Source organism: uncultured Campylobacter sp., from assembly GCF_905372745.1.
In the GTDB taxonomy this organism is placed as follows: Bacteria; Campylobacterota; Campylobacteria; order Campylobacterales; family Campylobacteraceae; genus Campylobacter_A.
On the sequence record NZ_CAJPQR010000001.1, the window covers coordinates 138223 to 151225 of the forward strand.

The 13003-nt window shown below is 47.0% G+C and carries 12 protein-coding genes and 1 tRNA gene; 9 read left to right on the forward strand and 4 right to left on the reverse strand.

The features are described 5' to 3' along the window. Window positions 1-15: 15 nt before the first annotated feature. The 9 genes from QZ157_RS00665 to QZ157_RS00705 all read left to right on the forward strand — a co-directional run bounded on the left by QZ157_RS00665 (window position 16) and on the right by QZ157_RS00705 (window position 9092). Window positions 16-90 (forward strand) — tRNA-Gly (locus QZ157_RS00665). Between the two features lie 59 nt (window positions 91-149). Continuing rightward, entirely contained in the window at window positions 150-956 is an 807-nt protein-coding gene (flgA, locus tag QZ157_RS00670) for a flagellar basal body P-ring formation chaperone FlgA (RefSeq protein WP_295140456.1), read from the forward strand. Continuing rightward, on the forward strand, window positions 953-1903 hold the full coding sequence (locus tag QZ157_RS00675; RefSeq protein WP_295140459.1) for a UbiX family flavin prenyltransferase: 951 nt from the start codon (window positions 953-955) through the stop codon (window positions 1901-1903). Before flgA ends, QZ157_RS00675 begins: the two co-directional genes overlap by 4 nt. 330 nt (window positions 1904-2233) lie before the next feature. Further along, window positions 2234-2710: a pantetheine-phosphate adenylyltransferase gene (gene coaD, locus QZ157_RS00680; RefSeq protein WP_295140462.1), complete on the forward strand. Its 477-nt coding sequence runs from the start codon at window positions 2234-2236 to the stop codon at window positions 2708-2710. A 285-nt stretch (window positions 2711-2995) separates the two neighbouring features. Further along, window positions 2996-4096: a hypothetical protein gene (locus tag QZ157_RS00685; protein WP_295140465.1), complete on the forward strand. Its 1101-nt coding sequence runs from the start codon at window positions 2996-2998 to the stop codon at window positions 4094-4096. 159 nt (window positions 4097-4255) lie between these two features. After that, a complete protein-coding gene (gene tmk, locus QZ157_RS00690; RefSeq protein WP_295140468.1) occupies window positions 4256-4834 on the forward strand; it encodes a dTMP kinase in 579 nt (192 codons plus the stop codon). Then, entirely contained in the window at window positions 4827-6074 is a 1248-nt protein-coding gene (gene hisS, locus QZ157_RS00695; protein WP_295140470.1) for a histidine--tRNA ligase, read from the forward strand. The genes tmk and hisS overlap by 8 nt, the downstream gene beginning before the upstream one ends. Beyond that, entirely contained in the window at window positions 6067-7902 is a 1836-nt protein-coding gene (gene speA, locus QZ157_RS00700; RefSeq protein ID WP_295140472.1) for a biosynthetic arginine decarboxylase, read from the forward strand. The genes hisS and speA overlap by 8 nt, the downstream gene beginning before the upstream one ends. 20 nt (window positions 7903-7922) lie before the next feature. After that, a complete protein-coding gene (locus QZ157_RS00705) occupies window positions 7923-9092 on the forward strand; it encodes a pyridoxal phosphate-dependent aminotransferase (RefSeq protein ID WP_295140474.1) in 1170 nt (389 codons plus the stop codon). A 113-nt stretch (window positions 9093-9205) separates the two neighbouring features. Here QZ157_RS00705 and QZ157_RS00710 read toward each other — a convergent pair whose 3' ends face one another. The 4 genes from QZ157_RS00710 to QZ157_RS00725 form a co-directional block, all read right to left on the reverse strand. Further along, window positions 9206-9499 carry a DUF2695 domain-containing protein gene (locus QZ157_RS00710; RefSeq protein WP_295140476.1) on the reverse strand — a complete coding sequence of 98 codons (294 nt, stop codon included), beginning with the start codon at window positions 9497-9499 and terminating at the stop codon, window positions 9206-9208. Between the two features lie 62 nt (window positions 9500-9561). Next, the gene (lpxD, locus tag QZ157_RS00715; protein ID WP_295140478.1) at window positions 9562-10518 is read right to left on the reverse strand and encodes a UDP-3-O-(3-hydroxymyristoyl)glucosamine N-acyltransferase; all 957 of its coding nucleotides are present in this window, start codon (window positions 10516-10518) and stop codon (window positions 9562-9564) included. Next, complete coding sequence (ilvN, locus tag QZ157_RS00720) at window positions 10518-10979, reverse strand: acetolactate synthase small subunit (RefSeq protein ID WP_163026421.1); 462 nt, start codon at window positions 10977-10979, stop codon at window positions 10518-10520. The genes lpxD and ilvN overlap by 1 nt, the downstream gene beginning before the upstream one ends. 8 nt (window positions 10980-10987) lie before the next feature. After that, window positions 10988-12685 carry an acetolactate synthase large subunit gene (locus QZ157_RS00725; protein ID WP_295140490.1) on the reverse strand — a complete coding sequence of 566 codons (1698 nt, stop codon included), beginning with the start codon at window positions 12683-12685 and terminating at the stop codon, window positions 10988-10990. Between the last annotated feature and the right edge of the window lie 318 nt (window positions 12686-13003).

Consider the following 13003-nt stretch of genomic DNA (forward strand, 5'->3'; position numbering starts at 1 on the left):
GACTTCTCAAACGGTGCGGGAATAGCTCAGGGGTAGAGCACAACCTTGCCAAGGTTGGGGTCGCGAGTTCGAATCTCGTTTCCCGCTCCATTTTTTTCTTACTATTTTTTCCCTTTTTTTTATTTTCTTCAGATTTAGCGCTTTGGCCGATGTATTGCGTTTCAAACAACAAAATCACGCTTGCGGACTTGGGCTTTACGGAAAAAAACGACGAAATTTTAAATTTAGGCGAAAACAAAGCCGCAAAAATAAATTCGCGAGATTTAGCGGAGATTTTAAAAAAGCGCGGCGTAGAGCTTGAGGACAAAAGCGGCGGAGAGACGGTATTTGTAAAAAACTGTGACGCGTTAGCTCTAGTGCAGCACGCGTTTTTACAAGAGGTTACGAGCGAGTTTAAGGGGCTGCAATTCGTCAAATTTCCGCTTATCGAGCCTCAAAACGAACTTCCTAAAAACTTCCACGAATACAAATTCGATAAAATTTACGTAAACAAAATCAATCCAAAAGGCAGCTTTAGAGCTAGTTTTATCACGCCAAACGGCTCGCAGCCAAGCGTATTTTTTAGATACGAAATAAACGCAAAAATGCCGGTTTTAAGGGCTACCAAGCCGCTTGCGACGCGCCAAATGCTAGGTATCGGCGACTTTGCAAAGGATTGGGTCGAGCTTGGCGAGTTTAGCCCCGACATGATGAGCGACGCGCCAAATGCGAGGCTTGCAACAAAGCAAAACATAAAAAGCGGCGAAGTGCTGCGGCTACGGCAGTTTACCCCGCTACCGCTCATAAAAAAAGGCGAGCGCGTCAATGCGGTGCTTAGCGACGGGGCGCTCAGTATCATCGTCGAGGTCACGGCGCTAGAAAACGGCAATCTAGGCGAAACCATCAAGGTTAAAAATAACGATAAAAAGGTCTTCAACGCTCAAATCGTTTCAAAAAAACAGGTGATGATAAGATGAAAATTTTTCTAGGTATCAGCGGCGCAAGCGGCGTAAATTTGGGGTTAAAGCTCGCCCGCGAGATAGCAAAAAGAAGCGAGCTGCATCTGTGCGTGAGTAAAAACGCGATGAACGTGTTAGAAAAAGAGCTAAATTTTACGGATATTTTTTATAAAAACGGTGCGGCGGCGGGCTCAAAATTTAATTCAAACCAAAATAGCGCCAAATTTGACGAAGATCACGGAGACGCAAAATTTACAAATTTTAGCTCCGCTCAAGGCGAGCTAGATTTTGGAGGCGGAGACGAAAGATCGCAAAACCAAAGCGGCAAATTTGCGGATAATGCGCAAGATTTGGGCGATAGCGGTTTAAAATTCGCAGGTTTGGACAACTGCGCTCTTGATTATGCAAACGAGCAAATTTGTAAATCTAATGGCGGCGAAAAAAACGTAAGCCCTAACGGTGAAATAGCAAGCAAAATTGACGACCGTAAATTTCAAAAGCAATGCGTTTTTGATAAAAACCACATTCAAAAAGACGCCAAACAAGACGAAATTTATCAAATTTGGCAAGATTTGCAAAATCGCGCCGTTATCCACGACGACTCCGATCTCGCCGCGGCTCCGAGCTCGGGCTCGTTCGGCATAGACGCTACTATCGTCGCGCCCTGCTCTATCAACACCCTAGCCAAAATCTACGCCGGCTTTGCGGACACGCTGATAACTCGCGCCGCCGCAGTCGCGCTAAAGGAGCGAAAAAGGCTTGTTTTGGGCGTTAGAGAGATGCCGTTTTCTACGCTGGCGCTTGAGCATGCAGCCAAACTCTCTGCTCTTGGCGCCGTTATCGCGCCGCCGGTTTTGGGCTATTATTCGGCTCAAAATAGCCTTGAAGATATGGAAAATTTTATTATCGGTAAGTGGCTTGACCTGCTAGACATAAAACACCGAATTTATCAAAGATGGTTGTAATCGCGCAGTCAAAAATCAATATTTATCGTTAAATTTGACGTAATTTGCTTAATCCATCTAAAATATATGCCGCCTAGCTTTAACCGGTCTGTATTTAATCTTATATAAATATCGTTTTTACTGCTTTAGACAACCTTAAAGCCATGCATTTTAATACGTAAAAATAGTTGTGCCGTCTACACTGCTAGGCGTCGTTATCTTAAATAGCCGCAATATTTTGCGCCTTTACCGCCCTATTTTTTAAATTTTTAAGCGCCCAAAATCGCTCAAAAAGCCGTATTTTAGGCAAAAAACTGTAAAATCAAGCCCAAAGATATCCTAAGGTTAAAAATGAAATCCTGTATCTATCCCGGCACCTTCGATCCCGTCACAAACGGCCATCTAGACGTCATCAAACGCGCGATAAAGATCTTTGACAAGGTCGTTGTCGCAGTAGCGGCCAGCCAGAGCAAAAAACCGCTTTTTAGCTTGCAAGAGCGCGTCAAAATGGCTAAAATTTCAACCGTAAATCTAAAAAACGTCGAGGTCGTCGGATTTGATAACTTACTCGTGGATTTTGCCAAGAGCCGAAGTATAAACGTCGTTATACGCGGCCTTCGCGCGGTTAGCGACTTTGAGTACGAGCTGCAAATCGGCTATGCAAACGCCGCACTTTGGGATAAACTTGAGACCGTTTATCTGATGCCAAGCCTCCAAAACGCCTTCATATCAAGCTCGATCGTGCGCTCGGTTTTAAGCCACGGCGGAGACGTCAGCAAGCTGGTTCCAAGCGAAATTTTAAAAAATTTAAAGGCGGCTCGCGACTAAATAAAACCCATTAACGCGGTAAAATTTGATATTTTTAGACGGTTTAGGCATATAAATTTATGCAGCTTTTGCGTCAAAGCGATTTTTGACGCATTATTTAATGTATTTTAAATTAAAATAAAAGCGCAAGGTATAAGGTTGCGCAAAAGCCGCTAAAGATTTGCTTTGGGGGTCTAGCAACAAACGCGAGTATATAGCTTTGCGCTTTGGATAGTAAAAGGCTAATAGCGATTAAATTTATAGCAACAAAAAACAACTAAACTTAAATCAACATTTGGAGACAAAATGACTGAGCAAATGAGTGAAATAAAAAATCTACGCAGGCTTTTTGAAAACGCGAGTAATGACTATTTAGCTCTAAAAAACAAGGCTGAGGCGCAGGTCGTAAACAGGCGCTGGGCGTCTACTAGCTATATAAATTTAGAGCCGTTTTACTTTGAGCTTCACGGTTTTTCAAGGGGTAAAATTTTAAAAGAGTCGCCCAAAAATCTAGCAGATACCTACGACTACGGATTTGACGCGCAGGAGCGGGTAGTTTTAGTAAAGCAATACGCGGACGAGGAGCGATTTTACGAGGATTTTTATTTTTACGGACAAGACGAGGTTTTGGGCTATAGATTTGATTATTACGACAAAAAATGCGTGAGCGTACAAAAATATGTTTATGAAGGCGGTTTGTTAGTTAATATTTACTCTGCATTTATAGATAACGGATACTGGATTGAAAATTTTATTTACTCAAACACTAAACTAGCGCAAAAGCAGTGGCGCGGCATAGACCGGCTCGGATCGAAAATAGACCGCGACTATTTTTATGAGTACGACGAACTAGGCGAGCTAGATTCGATAACTTTGGAGGGAGGCTACGTCTGCTATAAAAAACCGGATAAAAAAACGAGCTACAAAAAGCTATACGAACTAGCCGCGCAAAGGCTACTGTCCGCGCTAAAAGAGACGATCAAAATGCACGCGCCGAGCCAAAAACTTTACTGCATAAATTTAGCTTACGACGGCGAGGTTTCGTTGCCGCCTATTATCGGCTTCGGTACGCAAAAGCAGCGCGAGGAGCTTTGCCGAGAGGATAAAAGCCTAATCATCTGGAACGTCGCTGATTACGAATTTAGCGCCGAGATAAACGAGGATGACGAAACGGCGAAAATCTTTGACCTTTTTAATCAAGAAACGCAGCTAAACGATAAATATTTACAGGCTAAAAAGCTAATTTTAGAGTGCGCAAAGCAGCTAAAAGCAAACATTTGCGAGCTTGGAATAGACGCGACGCCGGATTTTGCTATCGTAGCTAGCTATCATGACTTAGGCGATTTACGTAAAAATTTTAAAGCGATAAACCCCGAACTAATCGGCGAATATAAAGGCTTTATTTAAAACTATGTTTAAAATATTTTTGCGCTTTGTTAAAATTTAGCGCAAAAATTTTTATACGGTAGAAACAAAATCGCCCTAGTCTGGCTATATGTTATGCGCTTTAAAAGCCGCTATTTAGCTATAAATTTGTAAAATACCGCTCAAATTTAAAGGCGAAAAATGTACGTGATTTTTGAAGGTATCGACGGTGCGGGCAAAAGCACGCAGATAGCGCGGCTGGCGGCTGCTTTCCCACAAGCCATCGTGACCAAAGAACCAGGCGGCACGAAGCTTGGCGAAAATTTGCGCGAGATTTTACTAAAAGAAAATGGTCTAGATAAAAGGGCTGAAATTTTGCTATTTTTGGCCGACAGAGCGGAGCATTTCGGTAAAATAATAAAACCCAACTCGGATAAAATGATTTTAAGCGACAGAGGCTTTGTTTCGGGCATGGCCTACGCGCTGGCGGGCGGAAATTTTAGTTTTGAGGAGCTTTTAAGCTTAAACAAATTTGCCCTACAAGGAAATTTTCCGCAAAAAATAGTATTTTTTAAAGCAAACGAAAGCACGCTAAGATCGCGGTTAGGCTCGCGCACGCAGATGGACGGCATAGAGTCTAGAGGATTTGAGTATCTACTAAGAGTGCAGGACGCGATGGAGGAAATTTTGCAAAAACTAGACATCCGCTACGTCACGATCGATGCCGCCCTGGACGAAGAAAAAATAACGAATTTGATAAAGGAGTTTATAAATGATTAGCGCATTAAGGGGGATGAAGGACGTTTTGCCGCCCCAGTCGGGACTTTACGAAAGGATAATCAAAATCTGCGAAGAGGTCGCGAAAAACTACGGATACGAGTTCGTGCTAGCTCCGCACCTGGAGCAAACGGCGCTTTTTCGCCGCAGCGTCGGGGAAAGCAGCGACATCGTGGGCAAGGAGATGTATCAGTTTGAGGACAAGGGCGGCAACGACGTTTGCCTGCGTCCGGAGGGTACGGCCGGCGTCGTGCGCGCCTTTATCGAGGCTAAATTCGACCGCGCGGGCGGCGTGAGACGGTACTTTTACCACGGCTCGATGTTTCGCTACGAGCGCCCGCAAAAAGGACGTTTGCGCGAGTTTCATCAGTTTGGCTGCGAGTGCTTCGGCGAACCTAGCGTTTATGAGGACGCGAGCGTTATTTTGATGATAAACGAGATTTTTTCGCGCTTGGGTATCAAAACCAAGCTACTCATAAATTCGCTCGGAGACGCCGCTAGTATGGGCACATACCGCGAAAAATTGGTTAAATTTTTGGACTCGCACGAGGGTCAAATTTGCGAGGACTGCAAGCGCAGAAAGCTAACAAATCCTATCCGCGTGCTGGACTGTAAGGTCGAGAGCTGTCAGAAAATCTATGAAAACGCGCCGCTGATAATCGGTAGTCTAAACGACGAATGTGCGGGCGAGTTTAAAAAGCTGCAAGAAATTTTAAGCGGCAACGGCGTGGAATTTGAGATAGATCCTAAGCTCGTGCGCGGACTTGATTATTACTGTAAAACGGCGTTTGAGTTCGTTTCAAGCGAGATTGGCGCAAAGAGCGCGGTCGCAGGCGGCGGACGCTACGACAGGCTGGTCGAGTACCTAGGCGGCAAGGCTAGCTACGGCGTGGGCTTTGCGATGGGTATCGAGCGCATAATGGAAATCCTAGGCGGCCGCGAGAGCCAAAGCGCAAGAGGCGGCGTATATATCGGCGCGATGGACTCCGAGGGCGTGGACGCGGTCTATAAAATAGCGATAAATTTAAGAAAAAGCCTCCCGGTTCTCGTGAGCTACGAGCCTAAAAAACTGCAAAAGCACCTAAATGCGGCCGATAACGCAAATGCTAGGATTTGCCTTTGCGTCGGCGAGGACGAGTTAAAATCGGGTAAAATTTGGCTAAAAGATCTGAGCGAAAAAGCCGAAAAAACGATTGATTTGGCAGATTTGGAGACTGAGCTTAAAAGGATTTTAAATGTATGATTACGGTTTAAATTTATGGGGAAATAATAACTTTATAGTCGAAAACGGTAAAATTTGCGTCAATACCGGCTCAAAACCCGCCATCATCGATATCGTAAAAAGCATCAGGAGCGAAGGCTACCGAGGCCCGCTATTGCTGCGATTCCCTCACCTCATACACAAGCAAATTTCGCAAATTTACAAAAGCTTTGAGAGCGCGAAAAACGAATTTGGCTACAAAGGCAGCTTTAACGCCGTTTATCCGCTAAAAGTAAATCAATATCCGGGCTTTGTTAAAAATCTAGTCCGTCACGGCCAAAAATACGGCTACGGTCTGGAAGCGGGCTCAAAGGCCGAGCTGCTGCTAGTGATGGCGTATAACAACGAAGGCGCGCCGATCACCGTAAATGGCTTTAAGGATAAAGAGATGATAAATATCGGTTTTATCGCGGCCGAAATGGGGCATAACATCACGCTAACGATCGAGGGACTAAACGAGCTTGAGGCTATCATCGCCATCGCAAAAGAGCGTTTCGCGCCTAAGCCAAACATCGGTCTGCGCATCAGACTGCACAGCTCAGGATCTGGCATCTGGGCTAAAAGCGGCGGCATAAACTCCAAATTCGGCCTAACGGCGACCGAGTTAATCGAAGCGGTAAATTTGCTAAAAGAGGCGAATTTACTCGACCGCTTTAATATGATCCACTTTCACATCGGTTCGCAAATCACCGAAATCCACCCGCTAAAAAAGGCCCTAATCGAAGCAGGAAACATCTACGCCGAGCTGCGAAAAATGGGCGCGAAAAACCTAAAAGCCATAAATTTGGGCGGCGGTCTAGCTATAGAGTACTCGCAGTTTAAGGAAAACTCAAGCCGAAACTATACCCTGAGCGAGTACGCCAACGACGTGGTCTATCTGCTAAAGACGATGGCGACGCAGAGAAACGAGGTGGAGCCTGATATCTTTATCGAGAGCGGCCGCTTCGTCGCGGCATCGCACGCCGTGCTGGTTGCGCCGGTTTTGGAGCTCTTTAGCCAGGACTACACCGAGGAAAAACTCGTACTAAAAAAGAAAAATCCTCAGCTAATTACCGAGCTAAATGACCTGCTAAGCACGATAAAACCGTCAAACGCGATAGAGTATCTGCACGACAGTATCGATCATATGGAGAGCATACTCACGCTATTTGATCTAGGTTATGTCGACCTGCAAGATCGCTCGAATGCTGAAATTTTAACCCACCTAATCATTAAAAAAGCGGCTAAGATTCTAGGCACCAAGCAGCACAATGCCGAGCTTTTAAAGCTGCAAGAGGAGGCGCAGGAGCGTTATCTCGTAAACTTCTCGCTATTTCAGTCGTTGCCTGATTTTTGGGGGTTAAAGCAAAATTTCCCTATCATGCCGCTTGACCGCCTGGACGTGCGCCCTACCCGCTCGGCGTCGCTGTGGGATATCACTTGCGATTCTGATGGCGAAATAGGCTTTGACGATGAGGAAAATCCTCTATTTTTACACGATGTGGATGTCGAAAAAGAGGAGTACTTTTTGGGATTTTTCCTAGTCGGAGCGTATCAGGAGGTGCTGGGTATGAAACACAACCTCTTTACCCACCCGACCGAAGCTACTATCGAGATAGACGCTGAGGGATTTAAGGTTTCGCACCTGCTAGAAAGCCAGTCTATCCTTGATATTATGGAGGATCTGGACTACGACATCTACGAGATCCAGGACATCCTAAACGAGCGCATCGAAAAGTCAAAACTCGTAACCGACTCGCAGCGCAAGCAAATTTTAGGCGAAATGTATCTATTTTTAAACGATAATGGCTATCTAAAAACTATATCTTAAATTTACAAAAAGGAGTAAAAATGCTATCAAAAAGAGTTCAGGTGCTAGGCGAGAGCCTAACCATCGAAATCAGCACCAAGGCAAAAGAGATGAAAGCCCGCGGCGAGGACGTGATTAGTTTCGGCGCGGGCGAACCGGACTTTGACACGCCAGAGATCATCAAAAACGAAGTAAAATCCGCCCTAGATAAGGGTTGCGGCAAGTATACCGCCGTCGCCGGTACGCCCGAGGTGAGAGAGGCGGTCGCCGCAAAGCTAAAGCGCGACAACGGCCTAGACTATGCGCCAAATCAAATCATCACCAACGTCGGCGCCAAGCACTCGCTTTTTAACGTATTTCAGGCGCTAATCGACGAGGGCGACGAGGTCATCGTACCAAGCCCATACTGGGTGAGCTACCCGGAGATGGTCAAATTTAGCGGCGGCAATCCCGTTTTTATCGAAACTAGCGAAAAGACCGGCTTTAAAATCACTCCCGAGCAGCTAAAGGCGGCGATCACTCCTAGAACTAAAATTTTAGTATTAAACAGCCCTTGCAACCCGACGGGCGCGATATATAGCCGCAAAGAGCTGGAGGCGCTGGGCGAAGTGCTAAAAGGTACGAAAATCATCGTAGCTAGCGACGAAATGTACGAAAAGCTAAACTACGAGGGCGAATTCGTCGCGACCGCGGCGGTGAGCGAGGATATGTTTAACCGCACGATCACGATAAACGGCCTAAGTAAATGCGGCGCGATGCCGGGTTGGAGGTTTGGTTACATGGCTAGCCCGTTTAAAGAGCTAAATGCCGCGGTAAACAAGCTACAAAGCCAAAGCACGAGCAACATAAACTCCCTAACGCAAGCCGGCGCCATCCCTGCGCTGCTCGGCAAAGCCGACGAGGATATCGCGTATATGAAGGGCGAGTTTAAAAAGCGCCGCGACCTAGGCGTCGAGATGATAAACGCTATACCGGGACTTAGCGTGCTTAAGCCCGACGGTGCGTTTTATCTTTTCATAAACTGCTCCGAGGTTGAGCCTGATAGCATGAAATTTTGCAAAGAGCTGCTAGAAAAGGCCAAGGTTGCCGTGGTGCCCGGCGTTGGTTTTGGTATGGATGGATACTTTAGGCTGTCTTTTGCGACTGATTTAGAAAGTATCAGAAAAGGTATCGCAAGGATCGGCGAATTTGTAAAAAGCTATAAAAAATAGCGTAAATTCGGCTCAAATTTGACGCGGCTTAAATTTGCGGCGTCAAATTTGGGTTTTAATAAATTTAGCTTCCGTAAATTTGATAGACCTAGCATCAAATCTAAATCGTCGCTTTAATCCAAATACTCAAATTTCTCCTCAACGTTCATCATTACTTCGCAGTCACAGTATCCGCCCTGCTCTTCGAGCCACGTAAGCACGCTCAAAACGTCTTTTACTTCCAAATTTGAGAGAATTTGCTCGGTGAGTTTCAGGTCGTGATCGCAGCCGTGCGCGTGAAGCTCGGCGTCCAAAAGCTCGAAAAGCCGTATAAATTTATCTTCGGGCATAGGCAAATTTTGCCTAAATTCGGCTAGTTCTTTTTCTTTTATAGCTTTTAAAATTTCTTTTCTTTTGCTTTTTTCCATGGATTTTCCTTTCAAATTTATGTCTTTAAATTAGACGGCTATTACGTAAAAGCCGTCTAATTTTAGTTTTTCTTAAAAAATCTCGCGATCTTAGCTTGCAGTTTGAAAAAGTCGGCCAGCTCCATTATCGGATATGCGCCTGCATATTTTTTACCGCCAGCGATATCCTTTGACACGCCGCCGCGCGCGGCTATCTGGGCGAAGTCGCCGACTTTTAAATGCCCTGCAGAGCCGCTTTGTCCGCCCATCACGACGTTTCGTCCAAGCTTGGTGGAGCCTGCAAGCCCTACCTGAGAGACCAGTATCGAGCCGTAGCCTATCTCGCAATTGTGGCCGATTTGCACGAGATTGTCGAGCTTGGCGTATGCTTTTACGACCGTGCTTTCAAACACGCCGCGGTCTATCGTCGTGCATGCGCCGATCTCGACGAAATCCTCTAAAACGACGTTGCCGTTGTGGTAAATTTTCACGTGTTCGCCCGTTTTCGTGTGCGCGTAGCCAAAGCCGTCGCTACCGATGACGGCGTTTGCGTTGACACGGCAGCCGTTGCCGATAACGGTGTCGTTATAGATGACGACGTTTGGGTGGATGACGCAGTTTGCGCCGATTTTTACGTTATCGCCGACATAGGCGCCCGCCATCACGAGCGTGTTATCGCCGATTACGGCGCCTGAGCCCACGTAAACGTTTGGCATTATCTTTGCGCTTGGCGAAATTTGCGCCGGTTGCGGCTTGGAGGCTAGAAGTTCTCTGGCGAAATATTCGCTCAAAATAGCAAATGCAAGGTGCGGATTTTCTACCACTACCGCCCTACTTTGCGCGCCGACGAGTTCTTTTAAATTTGACGCGACCAAAATCGCGCCCGCCTTTGAGCCCTCGATAAATTTAGCGTTTTTCTCGCTATCGCAGTAGCCAAGCTCGCTAGCCCCAGCGTTTGAGAGCGAATTTAGAGCCGTGATCTCTAGCTCCTCGCCGCTAAACTCAAGCCCCAAAATTTTATAAATTTCGCTTAGTTTCATCATAGATCCATTAGCACAGAGCCGCCGCGAACGACGTCTGTGGGGTTAAATTTTTTGATAGCTTTGAGGAAATTTTCTATCCTGCTCGCGTCGTCGCTGACCATGACGACGATGTAGTTTTCGTTAGTGTTGGCTACGATGCCGTTGTAGGCCTTTAGTATCGCGTCTAGTCCGCCGAAATTTTCGCTAAGCGGGATTTTTACCAGTGCCATTTCCTTTTCGACAAATTCGCCGCTTTCGATGACTTTGTAGGTCGGTATTAGCTTGTGTAGCTGCTTTACGATCTGCTCTAGCACGCGCTCGTCGCCGCTAGTGACGATACTGATACGAGAAAGCTCGGTGCCTGGGATCGGTGCTACCGTGAGCGTGTCGATGTTGTATCCGCGCCCCGCAAAAAGCCCGGAAATGCGCGATAAAACGCCGTGCTCGTTTAGCACGATGACTGAAATCACTCTTCTTATGCTCATTTTTATTCCTTGCTTTTTAAGATCATATTGTATATCGCAGCGCCCGCAGGAACCATCGGCAGTACGTCCTCAAATCTATCCACGCGCACGTCTAGCACCGCCGTTTTGCCGCAGGCCATCGCCTCTTTTAGCGCGGAGCGAAACTCGTCTTTCGTGTGGCATACGAAGCCCGCTCCGCCAAAGCCCTCTGCGATCTTTGCAAAATCAGGCTGCAAGCTAAGGTCGGTCGAGGAGTAGCGTTCGCCGTAGAAAAATGTCTGCCACTGGCGCACCATGCCTAGGAAGTTGTTGTTTAGGATGATGTTGATGACGGGTTTATCTATCTCAGTGGCGGTCATCAGCTCTTGGATGTTCATTAGGATCGAGCCGTCGCCGGTGAAATTTACGACGATATCTTCAGGCTTTGCTATCTTTGCTCCGACGGCTGCAGGCAGGCCGTAACCCATAGTCCCCTGGCCTCCGCTAGTTATCAGCTGGCGCGGCCTGTCAAACGGATAAAACTGCGCGACCCACATCTGGTGCTGGCCGACGTCGGTGGCGATCACGGCGTCTTTACCTGATTCTTTTAAAATTTTAGCCGTTTCGCGTACGACCCACTGCGGTTTTATGATCTCGTCGCTATCTTTGTAATCCAGCGGATTTAGCGCGTCGTAGCGAGCCAATATCTCGCGCCACACGGTCAAATTTTGCTCGTTTACGGTTACTTTTTCCAGCATCTCTTCTAGGACGAAATTTAGATCGCCTACGATCGGGAAGTGCGCATTTACGATCTTTGAGATCGAGCTAGGGTCGATATCGACGTGGATGATTTTGGCGTGTTTGGCAAATTCGCTTAGCTTGCCCGTCACGCGGTCGTCAAACCGTACGCCCAGCGCGATGATTAGATCGGTTTCGCTCATCGCCATATTTGCCGCGTAGCTGCCGTGCATGCCGACCATCGAGAGTAGATTTTTATCCTCGTGCGCTAGGACGCCAAGCCCCATCAGCGTCTCTACCGCGGGGATGCCCGTTTTTGCGCTAAATTTGCGCACAAGCTCGCTAGCGTTCGCCGCTACGACGCCGCCTCCTAGATAAAGTAGCGGGCGTTTAGCCTCGGCGATAACCTCGAGCGCCTTTTTGATCTGCTTTGCGTTGCCTTTGTAGGTCGGTTTGTATGTCGGCATCTTTATCTCGGTCGGGTAATCAAAATCCCCGACGGCCGCGGTTATATCCTTTGGGATATCGACGTGAACGGGGCCGGGACGTCCCGAGCGAGCGATATAAAAGGCCTCTTTTAGGATGCGCGGCAGCTCCTCGATACTGCGCACGAGGTAGTTGTGCTTCACGCACGGGCGCGAGATGCCCACGGCGTCGATCTCCTGAAAGGCGTCCGTGCCGATAAGCGAGGTTGGAACCTGGCCGCTGATTAATATAAGCGGGATGCTATCTGAATATGCGGTGGCTAGACCCGTGACCGCGTTTGTAAAACCGGGGCCGCTCGTCACAAACGCCACTCCGACCTTGCCGCTAGCGCGCGCGTAGCCGTCTGCCGCGTGCACAGCGGCTTGCTCGTGACGCGTTAAAACGTGCTTGAAATAACTCTGCTTGTACGTCTCGTCGTAGATGTTTAGCGCCGCGCCGCCCGGGTAACCAAAAACCGTGTCTACGCCCTCCTCACGCAAGGCTTCCATCACCATGCGCGAGCCAGAAATGCCTTTTATCATCTGTATTGCCTTTTGATAAATTTGACCCCGATTATACAGCTTTAAGGTTTAAAAACGCGTAAAATCGGGCTTAGAATTTGGGCCGTGCTTTGAAAAGGCTTAAATTTGAGTAAATTTGCGAGTGAAATTTTGAAAGAGTTAAATTTGGATAATTTTTTAAATTTTACGCGCCTAGACCTGTATCTTTAAAACGCTAAATTTGGTTTTCAAATTTTATGATACACATTTTTTAGTTTTCTAAAATTTAAGCTTTTTCTTTTTTGGGAGGCGGAAGGGGTTTCTACTTACGAAGCGTCGCCCCTTCCGCCCCCAAAC

What these genes read in the sequence shown, in the direction of transcription:
- lpxD (WP_295140478.1), bottom strand. Translation starts at nt 10,518, where the DNA reads ATGAAACTAAGCGAAATTTATAAAATTTTGGGGCTTGAGTTTAGCGGC.
- QZ157_RS00710 (WP_295140476.1), bottom strand. Translation starts at nt 9,499, where the DNA reads ATGGAAAAAAGCAAAAGAAAAGAAATTTTAAAAGCTATAAAAGAAAAA.
- QZ157_RS00685 (WP_295140465.1), top strand. Translation starts at nt 2,996, where the DNA reads ATGACTGAGCAAATGAGTGAAATAAAAAATCTACGCAGGCTTTTTGAA.
- QZ157_RS00675 (WP_295140459.1), top strand. Translation starts at nt 953, where the DNA reads ATGAAAATTTTTCTAGGTATCAGCGGCGCAAGCGGCGTAAATTTGGGG.
- speA (WP_295140472.1), top strand. Translation starts at nt 6,067, where the DNA reads ATGTATGATTACGGTTTAAATTTATGGGGAAATAATAACTTTATAGTC.
- tmk (WP_295140468.1), top strand. Translation starts at nt 4,256, where the DNA reads ATGTACGTGATTTTTGAAGGTATCGACGGTGCGGGCAAAAGCACGCAG.
- coaD (WP_295140462.1), top strand. Translation starts at nt 2,234, where the DNA reads ATGAAATCCTGTATCTATCCCGGCACCTTCGATCCCGTCACAAACGGC.
- hisS (WP_295140470.1), top strand. Translation starts at nt 4,827, where the DNA reads ATGATTAGCGCATTAAGGGGGATGAAGGACGTTTTGCCGCCCCAGTCG.
- flgA (WP_295140456.1), top strand. Translation starts at nt 150, where the DNA reads ATGTATTGCGTTTCAAACAACAAAATCACGCTTGCGGACTTGGGCTTT.
- QZ157_RS00705 (WP_295140474.1), top strand. Translation starts at nt 7,923, where the DNA reads ATGCTATCAAAAAGAGTTCAGGTGCTAGGCGAGAGCCTAACCATCGAA.